A 16,968-nucleotide genomic window follows, 5' to 3' on the forward strand; every position below is an offset into this window, starting at 1 on the left:
AAATTTCTTCCGGCAGCTATTCGTCCGTCGCGACGCCGAACATTGACGGACGAACCAGCGCAGTCCAACGTCGCAGCGACTCGGGGTTCAGCTCCCGGGCCGAACCGCAGAACAGCTCAGTGGACCATGCAAGGCCTGGCAGCAGCAAGCAGCACACAAGCCCAGTCAGAAAAAATCCGCGACGCCAGCGTCGATCTGATTGCCGTGGTCGTTGCGGTGACGAACCAGGGCCCGAGCGTTCTCACCGTCGAGCAAGGCAGCGCCCTGCCCTCGGGTCCCTTCGAGCTCGGCCACAGGTCCCTGCAGTCCGGTCTGCGGGCATGGGTGGAGCATCAGACCGGCCATCAGCTCGGCTATATCGAGCAGCTCTACACATTTGCCGATAGCGACCGGATCGGCGCCGACAGCGACCGGATTGGCGGACAGCGCCAGCAGAGGGTGATCTCGATCAGCTATCTTGCCCTGACACGCGCCGAACCTGCCGCCGGCGAGGCCAGCCGTGCCTGGCGGCGCTGGTACGATTATTTTCCGTGGGAAGATTACCGCTCCGGCATTCCGCCGATGATCGCGGAGGTTCTGCAGCCGCACCTGGCGGCATGGGCTGCCGAGGCCGGCCTGGGCACGGAAGAGCGGGAGCGCCAGCGGCGGGCTGCAATCGTCTTCGGCCTCGACGGCCGCGACTGGAACGAAGAACTCGTCCTACAGCGTTACGAGCTCCTCTACGAGGCGGCCATGGTCGAGGAGGCCACGCGCAGATTGGGGCAGAGCGCTTTCCTGCCGATAACCGGAACCCCGATGATAGCCGACCATCGTCGCATTCTGGCGACCGGCATCGCGCGGCTGCGTTCCAAGATCAAATACCGGCCCGTCGTTTTCGAACTGATGCCGCCCGTCTTCACCCTCCTCCAGTTGCAACGGACGGTGGAAGCGCTCTCCGGGCGGCTGGTCCATAAGCCGAACTTCCGCCGTCTCATCGAGCAGCAGGAACTGGTCGAGGAGACCGGAGAGACGACAGCCGACACTGTCGGACGGCCGGCGAAGCTGTTCCGCTTCCGCCACGCCGTTCTCGACGAGCGGGTTGCTGCCGGGACGAAATTGCCCTTATCGCGCGCTTGACAAGCCTTATTCTCAAAGGAAGTATATGTCGCAATTATACTCATATCGAGAATAATTGGAGCGCCCATGGCCATTTCACCGCCTTCCGCCGCATCGCTTTACGATCGTGTCCGGCGGGTCATTCCACCCATCGAATGGCCGGCGTTCGTCGATGATATCGACGCCATCCTGGCGCTGAAGCGCGAGCGCAACGCGGTCATCCTGGCGCACAACTACCAGACGCCGGAAATCTTCCACTGCGTGGCCGACATCGTCGGCGACAGCCTGGCGCTCGCGCGCAAGGCGATGTCGGTCGATGCTGACGTTATCGTGCTCGCCGGCGTGCACTTCATGGCCGAGACGGCGAAGCTGCTCAATCCCGGCAAGACCGTGCTCATTCCGGATCCCGGCGCCGGCTGCTCGCTGGCCGACTCCATCACCGCCTCGGACGTGCGCCTGATGCGGCAGCGCTACCCCGGCGTTCCGGTCGTGACCTACGTCAACACCTCCGCCGCCGTGAAGGCCGAGACCGATATCTGCTGCACCTCGGGCAATGCCCTGGCGATCGTTGAATCGCTCCGCATGCCGCGCGTGATCATGCTGCCCGACGAATATCTGGCGAAGAACATCGCGGCGCAGACCAAGGTCGACATCATCGCCTGGAAGGGGCACTGCGAGGTGCATGAGCGCTTCACGCCCGCCGATATACGCGAGCTGCGCGAGTCGCACCCCGGCGTCACGGTGCTTGCCCATCCCGAGTGCCCGCCGGAAGTCGTCGCCGAAGCGGATTTCGCGGGCTCGACGGCGGCGATGTCCGACTATGTCGGACGGCACAAGCCGGCGCGCGTCGTGCTGATGACCGAATGCTCGATGAGCGACAACGTCGCCGTCGAGCACCCGGACGTGGATTTCGTGCGCCCCTGCAACCTCTGTCCGCACATGAAGCGCATCACGCTTGCCAACATCCGCACCGCGCTCGAGGAGGACCGTCACATCGTGACAATCGATCCAGACGTCGCCGAGCGGGCACGACAAGCCGTCGAGCGGATGCTCGCCATATGACCATCCACCACCTCCACGGTCGGCCGGTCATCATCGGCGGTGGCATTGCCGCCCTGATGACGGCGCTTCGTCTGGCCTCGGAACCGGTCGTCCTCATATCAAGGGCCTCGCTCGGAGAAGAAACCTCCAGCACGCTTGCCCAGGGCGGACTCGCGGCGAGCCTTGGGAACGACGACAGCCCACACCTGCACCTTGCCGACACGCTCGCAGCCGGCGACGGGCTTTGCGACGAAGCGGCGGCAAGGCGCGTCGTCGAGGCGGCTCCGACAGTCATCGAATTTCTTGCGCGCTTGGGTGTTGCATTCGACCGTGCGCCCGACGGTTCGTTGCGGTTTGGGCTCGAAGCCGCGCATTCGCGCCGCCGGATCGTGCACGCCGGCGGCGACGCCACCGGCCGCGAACTGATCCGCGCGCTGACGGCTGCCGTGCGGCGGACGCCGTCGATCGCCATGCTGGAAGGCGTGGAGGTTCGACAGCTCTTTGTCGAAGAGAGCGAAGTCACCGGCGTGCTTGCGGTCGGAAACAGCGAAGCCGTCTCGCTTTCCACAAACCGCGTGGTGCTCGCCACCGGGGGCATAGGCGGCCTGTTCGACCACACGACCAACCCGCTCGGCTCGTTCGGCCAAGGCCTGGCGCTTGCCGCGCGTGCCGGCGCCGAACTCGCCGATCTCGAATTCGTCCAGTTCCACCCGACCGCACTCGATGGCCCGCGGCGCCCGATGCCGCTGGTGAGTGAAGCGGTGCGCGGCGAAGGCGCGGTGCTCGTCGACGAGAGAGGCTGCCGCTTCCTCGCCGATACACCGGGCGCAGAGTTGGCGCCGCGCGATGTCGTGGCGCGGGCCGTGTGGCGGCAGTTTGGCGCCGGGCATCGCGTGTTCCTCGACGCGCGGCAGTGCCTCGGGCCGAGATTCGCCGAGCGCTTTCCCGCGATCGCGGCGCTCTGCCGCGAGTCCGGCATCGATCCTGCGGTGGAGCCGATCCCCGTACGGCCGGCGGCGCATTATCATATGGGCGGCATCGCTGTGGACGCCGACGGCCGCAGTTCGCTTCGCGGGCTGTGGGCCTGCGGCGAAGTTGCCCGAAGCGGGCTGCATGGCGCCAACCGGCTCGCCAGCAACTCGCTGATCGAGGCCGTGGTTTCGGCCGCTTGGGTGGCGGCAAGCGTCGCCGCCGCGTCGCCTGGCGTGGTGAAACGGCTGAGGCCGGCGATCGTGCCGCCGCGGCCGGACGCCGCGCGCATCCGCCCGATCGCTTCGCGTGCGCTCGGCATCGAGCGCGACGGCGAGACGCTGCGCGAGGCAGCCAAAGCCCTGGCGCCGATTGCGGTTGGCCATGATGCCATATCAGACCCCGCCCTGGTCGCACTGATGATCACAATTGCTGCCCTTCGCCGCGAGGAAAGCCGGGGCTCGCACTTCCGGATTGATTTCTCGCGACGCGATGCTCGGTCGCGATCGCTGCGGTTGACGATGGGCGAGGCGTTCCAGGCGGTCGCGGTCTTTTCAGAGACGATTTCCAGCACGGCGATGCAACTAGGCAGGAGAGCTTGACCATGACGCTGACGCCGCTGCCGCGCGTGATGGTCGAGCCGCTGGTGCGGGCCGCGCTGCTCGAGGATCTGGGACGCGCCGGGGATATCACCACCGACGCCATCGTTCCGGCGGATGCCACCGCGACGATGGTGCTCGCGGCAAGACAGCCGGGCGTGATTGCCGGGCTCGACATCGCCGCCCTTGCCTTCGAACTGATCCATCCCAGGACCGAGGTCGCGATTGTCCTTGCTGACGGCTCCGCCGCAGCGGCCGGTGATGTCGTCGCCGCGGTGCACGGACCTGCCCGCGCCTTGCTGACCGCCGAGCGGACGGCGCTCAATTTGCTTTGCCATCTCAGCGGCATTGCCACGCAAACCGCGGCGATCGTCGACGCGGTGCGCGGCACCAAGGCCACGATCGTCTGCACGCGAAAGACCACGCCTGGCCTGCGTGCGCTGGAGAAGTATGCCGTGCGCGCCGGCGGCGGCGCCAATCATCGCTTCGGCCTCGACGACGCCGTGCTGATCAAGGACAACCACATCGCGCTTGCCGGCGACGTCCGGACGGCGATCGAGCGCGCGCGGGCGGCGGCAGGTCACATGGTCAAGATCGAGGTCGAAGTCGATACGCTCGATCAACTCGATATCGCGCTGGCGGCAGGCGTCGACGCGGTGCTGCTGGACAACATGTCCGTCGAGCAGTTGACCGAAGCGGTGGCGATGGTCGGCGGCTGCGCCATCACCGAGGCATCCGGCCGGGTGATGGCGCAGACGGCACCTGCAATCGCCGCGACCGGGGTCGACCTGATCTCGGTCGGATGGATCACCCATAGCGCGCCGATCCTTGATATTGGGCTGGATTGCCGGTAGCGGAACATGTCCTTGATCGCAGCGCACTCGGCCTTTGAACAGAAACCGCCGCTCATGAGCCTGTGAAGCCGGTCAGGTGGCCAATAGAGGTTTCAATGCTCGTGCATCGGAAATCGGTTGCGAATGGATATTCATAGGAAGGAGATGGCATGGACGCCGAACTGCAGTTGAATGCCACCTTGCGGTCGATCCCGGGGGCGTCTGCCGAATGGAATCGGGAAGCGGCGCGGGCGGTCTACGACCTGCCCTTCAACGATCTGCTCTTCCGGGCTCAGACCATCCACCGCGAGAATTTCGATCCCAACCGGGTGCAGCTGTCCCGCCTGCTTTCGATCAAGACCGGCGGCTGCCCGGAGGATTGCGGCTATTGCAGCCAGTCCTCGCATCACCAGTCCGGCCTCAAGGCCTCGAAGCTGATGGAGGTTCAGCGCGTCATCGCGGAAGCCAGGAAGGCACGCGACGCGGGTGCCACGCGCTATTGCATGGGGGCCGCCTGGCGCAGCCCCAAGGAGCGCGACATGGATGCGGTGATCGCGATGGTCGAGGGCGTTAAGGCGCTCGGCATGGAGACCTGCATGACGCTCGGCATGCTCGACCTCGGCCAGGCACAGCGGCTCAAGCAGGCCGGCCTCGACTACTACAACCACAACATCGACACGTCGGAGCGCTACTACAGCGAGATCATCTCGACCCGGACCTTCGCTGAGCGGCTGGACACGCTTGCCAATGTCCGCGACAGCGGCATCAAGGTCTGCTGCGGCGGCATCGTCGGCATGGGCGAGGAGAAGGCCGACCGCATCGACATGCTGGTGACGTTAGCCAACCTGCCCGAGCCGCCCGACAGCGTGCCGATCAACATGCTGATCCCGATCGAGGGCACGCCGCTCGGCGAGGCCGAACCGATCGAGCCGATCGAATTCGTACGCACCATCGCGCTGGCCCGCATCATGATGCCGAAATCGCATGTGCGGCTCTCCGCCGGCCGCACGGCGATGAGCGACGAGATGCAGGCGCTGTGCTTCTTCGCCGGCGCCAACTCCATTTTCGTCGGCGACACGCTGCTGACCGCCGAAAACCCCGGAGAGGACAAGGACAGCGCGCTGTTCCGCCGGCTGGGCATCAAGCCGATGGAGCGCGAAGCCCAGTGAACGGGCGCGCGAACGGCCGGGCTTTGCTCGACCGCTACGAGGCCAGCCTGCGAGGGCTGGCCCGCAAGGACCGGCTGCGGAGCCTCAGCGCCCGCTGTGGCGCCGACTTCGCCTCCAACGACTATCTCGGCCTCGCGCGCTCGAAGCGCATGGCAGAGGCGGTTGCGGCGGCACTCGCCGCCGGTACGCCTATTGGGGCGACGGGTTCTCGGCTGCTGCGCGGCAACGACCCCGAACACGAGGCACTCGAAGCCAAGGCGGCCGGCTTCTTCGGCGCCGAGCGCGCGCTGTTCTTCGGCGGCGGCTATGTCGCCAATTTCGCGGTGCTCACGACCTTGCCCCAGAAGGGCGACCTGATCGTGCTGGACGAACTGGTCCATGCCAGCGCGCATGAGGGCGCGCGAGCCGGCCGCGCCGAAGTGACGCTGGCCGCGCACAACGATGCGCACGCCGTGGACGATGCGATCCGGAGCTGGCGCGAAAAAGGCGGCGCCGGCCGCGCCTGGATCGTGGCCGAGAGCTTGTACAGCATGGATGGCGACCGGGCTCCGCTCGGTGAATTGATCGGGGTCGCGGACCGCCACGACGCATTCCTGTTCGTCGACGAGGCACATGCCACCGGCGTCTACGGTCCGGGCGGGCGCGGCCTGGCGCATGATCTCGAAGGCCGCGACAATATTGTGGCTCTGCACACCTGCGGCAAGGCGCTGGGCGCATCCGGCGCGCTGGTCACGGCGCCGGCAGTGCTTTGCGACTTTCTCGTCAACCGCTGCCGGCCGTTCATCTATGCCACCGCGCCCTCGCCGCTGATGGCGGTGGCGGCGTCAACGGCCCTCGACATCGTCGCTGACGAACCGGCGCGCCGCGAGCGGCTGGCGAAGCTGGTCGCGCTCGCCGGCAAGAGGGCCGATCACCTTGGCCTGCCCGCGAGCGGTTCGCAGATCCTGCCGGTCGTCGTCGGCGAGAATAGCCGCGCCATGGCGCTGGCAGGAGCGCTGCAGTCGCGTGGTTTTGATGTGCGCGGCGTCCGCCCGCCAACCGTGCCGGAGGGGACGGCAAGGCTCAGGATCTCGCTGACCCTGAATGTCGGCGAGGGCGACGTTTCCGCACTGTTCGATGCACTTGCCGGGGAATGGGAGCGCGCGCGATGACGGTGCAGATCGTCGTGACCGGCACCGACACCGGCATCGGCAAGACGGTGTTCGCGGCGGGCCTGGCCGGCCTGCTCGACGGCATCTACTGGAAGCCTGTGCAGGCCGGCTTAGGCGAAGAAACCGACAGCGAGACTGTCTCCCGGCTCGCAGGATTGCCCGCGGATCGAGTGCTGCGCGAAGCCTGGCGTCTCAACGAACCGCTCTCGCCGCACCGCGCCGCCGAGTTGGACGGGGTGGAAATCGATCCGGACGCGTTGATGCTGCCCGCGACCGACCGGCCACTGGTCGTGGAAGGCGCCGGCGGGCTGATGGTGCCGGTCAACAGGCGCACGCTCTACATCGACATCTTCGCGCAATGGCGCGCGCCAGTCGTGCTCTGCGCCCGAACCGGGCTCGGCACCATCAACCACACGCTGCTCTCGATCGAGGCTCTGCGCGCGCGCTCGATACCGCTGCTCGGCATCGCCTTCATCGGCGACGAGATGACGGATACGCAAAGGACGATCGCCGAGATGGGCAAGGTGCGGGTGCTCGGCCGCCTGCCTCGGCTCGATCCGCTGACGCCAGAGGCGCTTGCCGCGGCCATGCGGTCCTCGTTCCATGTGTCCGACTTCACGGAGGTCCGACCATGAGCTCCGCCGTCTGGCATCCGTTCACCCAGCATGCCACCGAGCCGGTTCCGCCGACCATCGCGCGCACCGAGGGCGCCTATGTCGAGACGCGCGAGGGCAAGCGCATCCTCGATGCGATCTCGTCCTGGTGGGTCATCACCCACGGCCACCGCCATCCAAAGATCGTGGAGGCGATTCGGAACGCAACCGAGACGCTCGACCAGGTGATCTTCGCCGGCCTCAGCCATGAGCCGGCCGAGCGATTGGCTTCGGCGCTGGTCGACATGGCTCCGCCGGGCCTGGACTGGGTTTTCTATTCCGACAGCGGCTCGACCAGTGTCGAGGTCGCGCTGAAGATGGCGCTGGGGTTTCATCGCAACAATGGCTTCCCGCGCTCGCGCATCGTCGTCCTGGAACACAGCTATCACGGCGACACCATCGGCACGATGAGCGTCGGCGCGCGCGGCGTCTTCAACGCCGCCTACGAGCCGCTGCTGTTCGAGGTCGATACCATCCCCTTCCCCGCCGCCGGCCAGGAGCAGCAAACGCTCGACGCCTTCGAACGACTGGCGCGCGATCGCCAGGTTGCTGCACTGATCGTCGAGCCGCTGGTGCTCGGCGCCGGCGGCATGCTGATGTATCCGGCGTCGGTGCTGGCCGAACTCAAACGCATTGCCCAGCGCTTCGGGACGCTTTTCATCGCCGATGAAGTGATGACCGGCTGGGGCCGCACCGGCACCATGTTCGCCTGCGAGCAGGCAGGGATTTCGCCCGACATATTGTGCACCTCCAAGGGCCTGACCGGCGGCTCGCTACCGCTCGCGGCAACGCTTGCCACCGATGCGATCTTCCGCGCGCATTTTTCCGCGGACCGGGCCAAGACCTTCTTCCATTCGAGTTCCTACACCGCGAACCCGATCGCCTGCGCGGCAGCGCTCGCCAACGTCGGCATCTGGAAGGACGAGCCTGTGGCGGAGCGCGTGGGCGCACTCTCACGGATGCAAGCGGAGAAGGTAGCGCGGTTCAGCCAGGATTCGCGTTTCGACAATGTGCGCACCACCGGCACCATCGCCGCGCTTGATCTGCGTGTCGGCAGTGCCGGCTATCTGGCCGAGGTCGGACCCAGGCTGCGCGCCTTCTTCCTGGAGCGCGGCTTGCTGGTGCGGCCGCTCGGCAACGTCATCTACGTGCTGCCGCCCTATTGCGTGACGTCGGACGAACTCGACCGGCTTTACGCGGCAATAGACGAGGCCGCCGGGCTTGCGGGCGACCGGCGATGAATCGCACGGCGCGCATCATCGGGTTTGGCCATCACGTGCCGGCTCGAAAAGTCGGCAATGCCGAGATCGAGGCAAGCCTCGGGCTGGAGGCAGGCTGGATCGAGGGGCGCACCGGCATCCGCTCGCGTTTCTGGGCTGAGCCCGGCGACACGTTGTCCGGGCTTGCAGCCGAGGCTGGCGACATGGCGCTTGAGGTGGCCGGCATCGAGCGCAAGGAGATCGGGCTGCTGCTGCTGGCGACTTCGACGCCGGATCATCTCTTACCGCCCAGCGCGCCGCTGGTGGCGCACAGGCTCGGCCTCGAAAAAGCCGGCGGGGTCGACCTCGCGGGCGCCTGCGCCGGGTTCATCTACGCCATGACCTTCGCCGACGGCTTCGTGCGCCTGCACAACAAGCCGGCCATCGTCATCGCCGCCAACATCTTGAGCCGTCGGATCAATCCGGACGAGCGCGCCAGCGCCGTGCTGTTCGCCGATGCCGCAGGTGCGGTGGTGCTCGCCCCGTCAGGCGATCCCAGCCACGGCATACTCGGTTCTTCCTTTGCCTCGGATGGGTCCGCTTACGGCCTGATCCACATCCCGGCCGGCGGCAGCAACCGGCCGTTCGCCGACGAGATCGGCGTCGTCGAAACCCGCATGACCATCGGCAACGGCCGCGACGTCTTCGCCAAGGCGGTGGAGATGATGAGAACTTGCTCGCTCGAGGCGCTGGCGGCGGCGGGTGTCTCGGTGCCGGACGTCGCCCGCTTCGTGCCGCACCAGGCGAATGCCCGCATCTTCAACGCCGTCGGCAAGTCGCTCGGTATCGCGGACGAGCGGATGGTCAAGACCATCGCCGACTATGGCAACTCGTCGGCCGCAACGATCCCCCTGTCGCTATCCGTCGCCCACAGCGCCAATCCCATTCGACCGGGCGAGAAGATGCTGCTGACGGCGGCCGGCGCGGGGCTTATCGGCGGGGCACTGGTGGTTGGCGCTTAGCTTTGGACTGGAGCTAGAGTCCACCCATACAGAGATACTTCATCTCGAGGTACTCCTCCAAGCCGTGTCGCGAGCCTTCGCGACCGATCCCCGATTGCTTCATGCCGCCAAAGGGAGCGGCTTCCGATGACATCCGGCCGGTGTTGATGCCGATCATGCCGTATTCGAGCGCCTCGGCCACATGCCAGACGCGTTTGAGATTGGAGGCATAGAAATAGGCGGCGAGGCCGTAGATCGTATCATTGGCCTCGCGCACCACCTGATCGGGGTCCTCGAAACGGATGATCGGCGCAAGCGGCCCGAAGGTCTCTTCCTGAGCGAGCAGCATTTCACTGGTGATGCCCGTCAGAACCGTCGGCTCGAAAAAAGTGCCGCCGGGACCCGCCCGGCTTCCGCCGCAGCAGATCGCTCCGCCCTTCCCGATCGCGTCGGCAATATGAGCCTCGATCTTGAGGAGCGCGTGGGTGTCGATCAACGGTCCGATGGCGACACCCGGTTTGAAGCCGTCGCCAACCGAGAGCGAGCGAACCCGTGCGGCAAATTTCTCGGCGAATTCGTCGTGCACGCCCGATTGCACATAGAGCCGATTGGCGGAAACGCAGGTCTGCCCGGCATTGCGAAACTTTGCCTGGATCGCGCCATCGACGGCAGCATCGACATCGGCATCGTCGAAGACGATGAACGGCGCGTTCCCGCCCAGTTCGAGGCTGACTTTCTTGACCTGATCCGAGCACTGGCGCATCAGCAGCCGCCCGACTTCGGTGGAGCCCGTGAAACTGATCTTGCGCACTTTTGGATTGGTGCAGAGTTCGCGCCCGACCGCAGCACCTTCCGAGGCATAGATCAAATTCACGACGCCGTCGGGGAAACCCGCCTCCGCCGCCAGTGCGAACATCGCGCCAGCGACGAGCGGGGTCTGCTCAGCCGGTTTCAGCACGATCGCGCAACCGGCTGCCAGCGCCGGCGAAATCTTGCGCGCCACCATGGAAGCAGGAAAGTTCCAGGGGGTGATGGTGCCGACGACGCCGATCGGCTGCTTGATCACCAGCATGCGCCGATCCGTCGAAGGAGCAGAAATCGTCTCGCCGTAGATGCGATTGGCTTCTTCCGCATACCACTGCAAGTAGGCGGCGGCGTGCGAGACTTCCGATACTGCCTCGGGCAGCGGCTTACCCATCTCGGCGGTCAGGATCGCAGCGAGATCATCGGTGTGATCAAGAATCAGTTGGTGCCAGCGCCACAATGTGTCGCTGCGGTCCCGGGCGGTGAGAGCTGCCCATCTGGCTTGCGCGACATAGGCCCTGTCGATCGCGGCCTTCGTTTGCTCGACGCCCATATCGGGAAGCTCGGCAAGCAATTCGCCGGTCGAGGGGTTGAAGACCTTGAACACGCTCCGATCCCCCTGCTCGCCCCCGGATGCCATGCGATCCAGTGTCGCGAACAGACCCGGTTGTTTGAGATGGCGAAGCAGCGAACTCTTTATGCCCGACACGGAAAAGCTCCTTAGGATAAAGGCGACGTCTCGTCCTTGGAACATCGCTGGACGCAACATAGCCGCAGCGCGACACCCGGCATTTATCCCAGCGTCACCATTTTTGTCGAACCTGGCCGGCAGCCGATTGTCGAAACAGGACGCACTTAAGTTGACAGGGCAGCGTCGCATCGTCCAACCTGCGCACCTCACCAGGGGAGTCCCGGCAAGGGGCTGAGATACTGCTATCGCGCGCAGTGACCCGTTGAACCTGATCCAGTTCATACTGGCGTAGGGACGGTGCGAGGCTTCGCGGGTCGGCAATCCGGCTTCGGCATTCGGGCAATGCCCGCATCCTAAGCGAAGCGTCACTTCCTCCTCATCGCGTGAACTGGGTCTCCGTTGCACTCTGAGCAAGGAGGCTCACTCATGAATGCCCACACTCCGACCGTCACCGTCGGCGAACTGCCCGCTTCCAAGAAGGTCCACAAACCGGGCCAGCTTCATCCGGAACTGCAGGTGCCGATGCGCGAGATCTCGGTCCACCCAAGCGCCGGCGAGCCGCCGGTCACGGTCTACGACTCGTCCGGTCCCTATACCGATGCCGCGGTGAAAACCGATATCGAGCGCGGCCTGCCGCGGTTGCGCGAGACATGGATCGAGGCTCGCGGCGACGTCGAGCGCTATGAAGGGCGCACGATCAAGCCCGAGGACAACGGCTTCGTCTCCGCCGATCGCCTGACACCGGAGTTCCCGGTGCGCAACAGGCCGTTCCGCGCCGTCGGCGGCCGCGCCGTCACCCAGCTCGCCTATGCGCGCGCCGGCATCATCACGCCGGAAATGGAATTCGTCGCCATCCGCGAAAATCTCGGCCGCGAGCAGTTGCGTTCGAGACTTCACCGCGACGGCGAGAGCTTCGGCGCCGCGATCCCGGATTTCGTCACGCCGGAATTCGTGCGCGACGAGGTGGCGCGCGGACGCGCCATCATCCCATCCAACGTCAACCACCCCGAAAGCGAGCCGATGATCATCGGCCGCAACTTCCTGGTGAAGATCAACGCCAATATCGGCAACTCCGCCGTCACCTCGTCGATGGCCGAGGAGGTCGAGAAGATGGTGTGGGCGATCCGCTGGGGCGCCGATACGGTGATGGACCTCTCGACCGGCCGCAACATCCACAACATCCGCGACTGGATCGTGCGCAACTCGCCGGTGCCGATCGGCACGGTGCCGATCTATCAGGCGCTGGAGAAGGTCGGCGGGGTCGCCGAGGAACTGACCTGGGAGGTGTTCCGCGACACCCTCATCGAGCAGGCCGAGCAGGGCGTGGACTATTTCACGATCCATGCCGGCGTGCGCCTGCCCTACATTCCGCTCACCGTCGACCGCGTCACCGGCATCGTATCGCGCGGCGGCTCGATCATGGCCAAGTGGTGCCTGCATCACCACAAGGAGAGCTTCCTCTACGAGCATTTCGAGGACATCTGCGACATCGCCCGCGCCTATGACGTGGCGTTCTCGCTCGGCGACGGTCTTCGCCCCGGCTCGATCGCCGACGCCAACGACGCGGCCCAATTCGCCGAACTGGAAACGCTGGGAGAACTCACCAAGATCGCCTGGGCCAAGGACTGCCAGGTGATGATCGAGGGCCCCGGCCACGTGCCCATGCACAAGATCAAGGAGAACATGGACAAGCAGCTCGCGGTCTGCGGCGAGGCGCCGTTCTATACGCTTGGACCGCTCACCACCGACATCGCGCCCGGCTATGATCACATCACATCGGGCATCGGCGCGGCGATGATCGGCTGGTTCGGAACGGCGATGCTCTGCTACGTCACGCCGAAGGAGCATCTCGGCCTGCCCGACCGCGACGACGTCAAGACCGGCGTCATCACCTACAAGATCGCAGCGCATGCCGCCGACCTCGCCAAGGGCCATCCGGCCGCCAAGATCAGGGACGACGCGCTGTCGCGGGCGCGTTTCGAGTTCCGGTGGGAGGACCAGTTCAATCTGTCGCTCGATCCCGAGACGGCGCGCGCCTTCCACGACGAAACCCTCCCCAAGGAGGCGCACAAGGTGGCGCATTTCTGCTCGATGTGCGGCCCCAAATTCTGCTCGATGCGGATTTCGCACGCCATTCGCGCGGAAGCGCAGAAGGAAGGGCTCGCGGCCATGGCGGCGAAGTACCGGGACGGCGGCGATCTCTACATACCGCTCGACAACGCATCGGAGAGCACCGGCCGGCCATGAAGGTGCTCATTCGCGGCGCAGGCGTTGCCGGGTTGACGCTCGCGCACGAGCTGGCAACGCGCGGCGCCGAGGTGACCGTCACCGAGAAGCGCATGGAGATCGCCGGCAACGCCTCCTGGCAGGCAGGCGGCATGCTCGCGCCTTGGTGCGAGCGCGAGAGCGCCGAAGAGGCGGTGCTGACGCTCGGGCGCCGCGCCGCCGACTGGTGGAACGCGGCCTTGCCCGGCCATGTCTCGCGCCGCGGCACGCTGGTGCTGGCTCCTGCCCGCGACGCTCGTGAGTTGGACCGGTTCGGGCGCCGCACATCCGGCTTCAGGCAGCTCGACGCCGGTGAGATCGCGGCTCTCGAACCGGCCCTCCAAGGCCGGTTCGGACGTGGGTTGTACTTCGCTCAGGAAGCGCATCTCGACCCGCGCAAGGCGCTGCTTTCCCTCAGCGACAAGCTGCGCGGGATGGGCGCGCGGCTGGAGTTCGGCCGCGGCCGGGCGCCTGCATCTTCGGATATCGAGGTAGACTGCACCGGCATCGCCGAGCCGCGACCGGAGCTGCGTGGCGTGCGCGGCGAGATGCTGATGCTGCGAACGGGCGAGATCTCGCTGGCCCGCCCGGTGCGGCTGCTGCATCCGCGCATCCCCGTCTATGTCGTGCCGCGCGAGCAAAACCTGTTCATGGTCGGCGCGACGATGATCGAGTGCGATGCCGATGGCCCGGTCACTGTGCGCTCGACCATGGAGTTGCTCGGCGCCGCCTACGCGCTGCATCCCGCCTTCGGCGAGGCCGAACTGGTCGAGACAGGCGTCGGCGTGCGTCCTGCATTCGCCGACAACCTGCCGCGCGTCGAGCGCGACGGGGGGCACATTCGCATCAACGGCCTCTACCGCCACGGCTTCCTGCTCGCGCCGGCCATGGCGCGACAGGCAGCCGACCTCATCCTGGGAAATCCGGCAGCAAAGGAGTTTGCCCTTGAAGCTCATCGTTAACGGCCAAACCCATGAAGTCGCGGCCGAAACGCTTGCCGCGCTGCTCAGCGAACTTGACTTCCAGGGCAGCTGGCTCGCCACCGCGAGGAACGGCGATGTCGTGCCTGCCAGGGAACGCGACCGCTGCCGTCTCAGCGATGGCGATCGCATCGAAATCCTCTCGCCGATGAAGGGGGGCTGATCCAATGCTCGACCTCTATGGACATAAATTCTCGTCCCGCCTTCTGCTTGGCACCGCGCTCTACCCCTCGCCTGCCATCATGGCCGAGGCGATCAAGGCGTCCGCCACGGAGATCGTCACCGTGTCGCTCCGCCGCGAAACATCGGGCGGCAAAGCCGGCGGCCAGTTCTGGTCGCTGGTCCAGTCGCTGGGGGTTCGCGTCCTGCCCAACACCGCCGGCTGCCATTCGGTGAGCGAAGCGGTGACGACGGCGCGAATGGCGCGCGAGGTGTTCGGCACGGACTGGATCAAGCTCGAGGTGATCGGCAACCACGACACGCTGCAGCCCGACGTCTTCGGGCTGGTCGAAGCAGCCAGGATCCTTGCCGCGGAAGGTTTCCAGGTCTTTCCCTACACGACCGACGACCTCATCGTGGCCGAGCGCCTGCTCGACGCCGGCTGCCGGCTGTTGATGCCCTGGTGCGCGCCGATCGGCTCCGCGCGCGGGCCGCAGAACCCCGATGCGCTGCGAAGCCTGCGCGGGCATTTTCCCGGCGTGCCGCTGATCGTCGATGCCGGCATCGGCCGGCCATCGCACGCCGCAGCCGTGATGGAGCTCGGCTACGACGCGGTGCTGCTCAACACGGCGGTCGCCAAGGCAGGCGATCCCGTCGCCATGGCAGCGGCCTTCGGCAAGGCGGTCGAGGCCGGCCGCGAGGCCTATTGCGCCGGTTTGCTCGAGCCGCGCGACATGGCCGTCCCCTCGACCCCCGTCATCGGCATGGCAGCGTTCTCATGAGGCTCGATCCGTTTTACCTGATCGTCGATTCCGCCGCCTGGATCGAACGGCTGGTGCCGCTCGGCTTGAAACTGGTGCAACTGCGCATCAAGGACCGGGACGAAGCTTCGCTACGCCGCGAGATCCATGCTTCGAAGGCGGTCTGCGACCGTCATGGCTGCCAGTTCATCGTCAACGACTACTGGCGCCTCGCGATCGAGGAGAATTGCGATTTCGTCCATCTCGGCCAGGAAGACCTGCTCGAAGCCGATATGAAGGCGATACGTAAGGCGGGCGTGAGGCTCGGCCTCAGCACGCATGACGACGCCGAGCTCGAGACTGCGCTTCGAGCCGAGCCGGACTATGTCGCGCTCGGCCCGATCTACCCCACCGTCCTCAAGGCGATGAAATGGGCTCCGCAGGGGCTGGACCGCATCGCCGTCTGGAAGCAGCGCGTCGGCAACACCCCGCTGGTGGCCATTGGAGGGCTCACCGTCGAGCGCATTGCCGGTGTCTTCGCGCAGGGCGCTCAGAGCGCCGCGGTGGTGACCGACATCACCCGCAACGCCGAGCCCGAGGTGCGCGCATTGGAATGGCTGGCGGCGACGGCGCCATGGCGATGACGCCGCATGTCCTGATCGTCGCCGGCTCGGATTCGAGCGGCGGCGCCGGAATAGCCCGCGACATCGAAACCGTGGCCGCGCACGGGCTGCGCAGCTGCCTCGCCGTCACGGCCGTGACCGTCCAGACTCACGCGGCGGTCGAGCGCATCGAGCAGATGCCGCCGGAGCTTGTCGTCGCCCAGATGAAGGCCGCCTTTGCCGCCAACCAAGTCGCGGCGGTCAAGATCGGCATGCTGGGCACGGCAGCGGCGATCGAGGCGGTCGGCTCCGTCCTGGCGAGCAATCGCCAAGCGTCCGTAGTGCTCGACCCAGTGCTGGCCTCAACGTCGGGCCGGCTGCTGCTGGAGGACGATGCAATCGGCGCATTGCGCCGCGATCTGATGCCGGTCTGCCGGCTCGTCACGCCCAATTTGCTCGAATTGGCAGAGCTGACCGGATCGGCGCCGGCGCCGGATGAAGAAAGCGCCTCTCTCCAAGGCGAGGAACTTTCAAGGACCATAGGAACGGCCGTGCTTGTCAAAGGCGGACACGCGCAGTCGAGCCAATCGGTCGACATCCTGCTGCAGCCGAACCGTCCCGCCGTTCGGTTCGTAGCGCTCCGCTTGCATTCCGAGATGCGCGGAACAGGCTGCATGCTGTCCAGCGCCATCGCCGCCGCTCTTGCCCTCGGGGCCGACCTGGAAAAGAGCGTGCGCGGCGCAAAGCAATTTGTCCTGGACGCCCTGGTCCGATCCGCGTGATCGGGCCGACAAAGGCGCGGAATTAGGCGAAGAGATGAGATCGCGCCTCTCCGCCGGCAGATGCAATTTATGGTTGTCCGGCTTGCTAAGATCTGCGCCGTGCCATGCTCTCCAACAATCAGCCAGATCGTCCTGCCCGCACTGCGAATGAATCTGACCCGATGTCTCAATTGGTGGTGTGATTGTCGCAAGCATCACAGCGACGGCTCAACGGATATCTACGATGCGCCGCCGG

General features: G+C 66.1%; 16 protein-coding genes and 1 riboswitch. Of the genes, 15 read left to right on the top strand and 1 reads right to left on the bottom strand.

Features of this window, described 5'->3' with window-relative positions; translation table 11 throughout:
* The first annotated feature begins 126 nt into the window (after nt 1-126).
* From EN818_RS23560 to EN818_RS23600, 9 genes are all read left to right on the top strand, one after another.
* Nucleotides 127-1,116 carry a hypothetical protein gene (locus tag EN818_RS23560; RefSeq protein ID WP_135905475.1) on the top strand — a complete coding sequence of 330 codons (990 nt, stop codon included), beginning with the start codon at nt 127-129 and terminating at the stop codon, nt 1,114-1,116.
* 66 nt (nt 1,117-1,182) lie between these two features.
* A complete protein-coding gene (gene nadA, locus EN818_RS23565; protein WP_135905477.1) occupies nt 1,183-2,157 on the top strand; it encodes a quinolinate synthase NadA in 975 nt (324 codons plus the stop codon).
* Nucleotides 2,154-3,707, top strand: a complete 1,554-nt coding sequence (locus EN818_RS23570) for an L-aspartate oxidase (protein WP_135905479.1) — start codon at nt 2,154-2,156, stop codon at nt 3,705-3,707. Before nadA ends, EN818_RS23570 begins: the two co-directional genes overlap by 4 nt.
* A gap of 2 nt (nt 3,708-3,709) precedes the next feature.
* Nucleotides 3,710-4,558 (top strand): carboxylating nicotinate-nucleotide diphosphorylase, encoded by an 849-nt coding sequence (gene nadC, locus EN818_RS23575; RefSeq protein WP_135905481.1) that lies wholly within the window; start codon nt 3,710-3,712, stop codon nt 4,556-4,558.
* A 149-nt stretch (nt 4,559-4,707) separates the two neighbouring features.
* Nucleotides 4,708-5,706 carry a biotin synthase BioB gene (bioB, locus tag EN818_RS23580; protein ID WP_135905483.1) on the top strand — a complete coding sequence of 333 codons (999 nt, stop codon included), beginning with the start codon at nt 4,708-4,710 and terminating at the stop codon, nt 5,704-5,706.
* A complete protein-coding gene (locus tag EN818_RS23585; protein ID WP_135905485.1) occupies nt 5,703-6,857 on the top strand; it encodes an 8-amino-7-oxononanoate synthase in 1,155 nt (384 codons plus the stop codon). The genes bioB and EN818_RS23585 overlap by 4 nt, the downstream gene beginning before the upstream one ends.
* Nucleotides 6,854-7,492, top strand: a complete 639-nt coding sequence (gene bioD / locus EN818_RS23590) for a dethiobiotin synthase (RefSeq protein ID WP_135905487.1) — start codon at nt 6,854-6,856, stop codon at nt 7,490-7,492. The genes EN818_RS23585 and bioD overlap by 4 nt, the downstream gene beginning before the upstream one ends.
* Entirely contained in the window at nt 7,489-8,751 is a 1,263-nt protein-coding gene (locus EN818_RS23595) for an adenosylmethionine--8-amino-7-oxononanoate transaminase (protein ID WP_135905489.1), read from the top strand. Before bioD ends, EN818_RS23595 begins: the two co-directional genes overlap by 4 nt.
* Nucleotides 8,748-9,731 (top strand): beta-ketoacyl-ACP synthase III, encoded by a 984-nt coding sequence (locus EN818_RS23600; RefSeq protein ID WP_135905491.1) that lies wholly within the window; start codon nt 8,748-8,750, stop codon nt 9,729-9,731. The genes EN818_RS23595 and EN818_RS23600 overlap by 4 nt, the downstream gene beginning before the upstream one ends.
* A gap of 13 nt (nt 9,732-9,744) precedes the next feature.
* Here EN818_RS23600 and EN818_RS23605 read toward each other — a convergent pair whose 3' ends face one another.
* Nucleotides 9,745-11,154 (bottom strand): NAD-dependent succinate-semialdehyde dehydrogenase, encoded by a 1,410-nt coding sequence (locus EN818_RS23605; protein WP_245420458.1) that lies wholly within the window; start codon nt 11,152-11,154, stop codon nt 9,745-9,747.
* A 252-nt stretch (nt 11,155-11,406) separates the two neighbouring features.
* Nucleotides 11,407-11,518, top strand: a riboswitch (TPP riboswitch).
* A 113-nt stretch (nt 11,519-11,631) separates the two neighbouring features.
* Here EN818_RS23605 and thiC point away from each other — a divergent pair.
* The 6 genes from thiC to EN818_RS23635 are packed head-to-tail and all read left to right on the top strand — an operon-like array spanning nt 11,632 to nt 16,733.
* Nucleotides 11,632-13,452, top strand: coding sequence for a phosphomethylpyrimidine synthase ThiC (thiC, locus tag EN818_RS23610; RefSeq protein ID WP_135905493.1), 1,821 nt, complete (start codon nt 11,632-11,634; stop codon nt 13,450-13,452).
* Entirely contained in the window at nt 13,449-14,432 is a 984-nt protein-coding gene (thiO, locus tag EN818_RS23615) for a glycine oxidase ThiO (RefSeq protein ID WP_135905495.1), read from the top strand. The genes thiC and thiO overlap by 4 nt, the downstream gene beginning before the upstream one ends.
* The gene (thiS, locus tag EN818_RS23620) at nt 14,416-14,613 is read left to right on the top strand and encodes a sulfur carrier protein ThiS (protein WP_095807832.1); all 198 of its coding nucleotides are present in this window, start codon (nt 14,416-14,418) and stop codon (nt 14,611-14,613) included. Before thiO ends, thiS begins: the two co-directional genes overlap by 17 nt.
* 4 nt (nt 14,614-14,617) lie before the next feature.
* Nucleotides 14,618-15,391: a thiazole synthase gene (locus EN818_RS23625; RefSeq protein ID WP_129552588.1), complete on the top strand. Its 774-nt coding sequence runs from the start codon at nt 14,618-14,620 to the stop codon at nt 15,389-15,391.
* Complete coding sequence (locus EN818_RS23630; RefSeq protein WP_135905497.1) at nt 15,388-15,993, top strand: thiamine phosphate synthase; 606 nt, start codon at nt 15,388-15,390, stop codon at nt 15,991-15,993. Before EN818_RS23625 ends, EN818_RS23630 begins: the two co-directional genes overlap by 4 nt.
* Nucleotides 15,963-16,733, top strand: a complete 771-nt coding sequence (locus EN818_RS23635; protein WP_245518863.1) for a hydroxymethylpyrimidine/phosphomethylpyrimidine kinase — start codon at nt 15,963-15,965, stop codon at nt 16,731-16,733. Before EN818_RS23630 ends, EN818_RS23635 begins: the two co-directional genes overlap by 31 nt.
* Nucleotides 16,734-16,968 lie beyond the last annotated feature (235 nt).

It is taken from the genome of Mesorhizobium sp. M3A.F.Ca.ET.175.01.1.1, assembly GCF_004791945.1.
Taxonomy (GTDB): domain Bacteria; phylum Pseudomonadota; class Alphaproteobacteria; order Rhizobiales; family Rhizobiaceae; genus Mesorhizobium.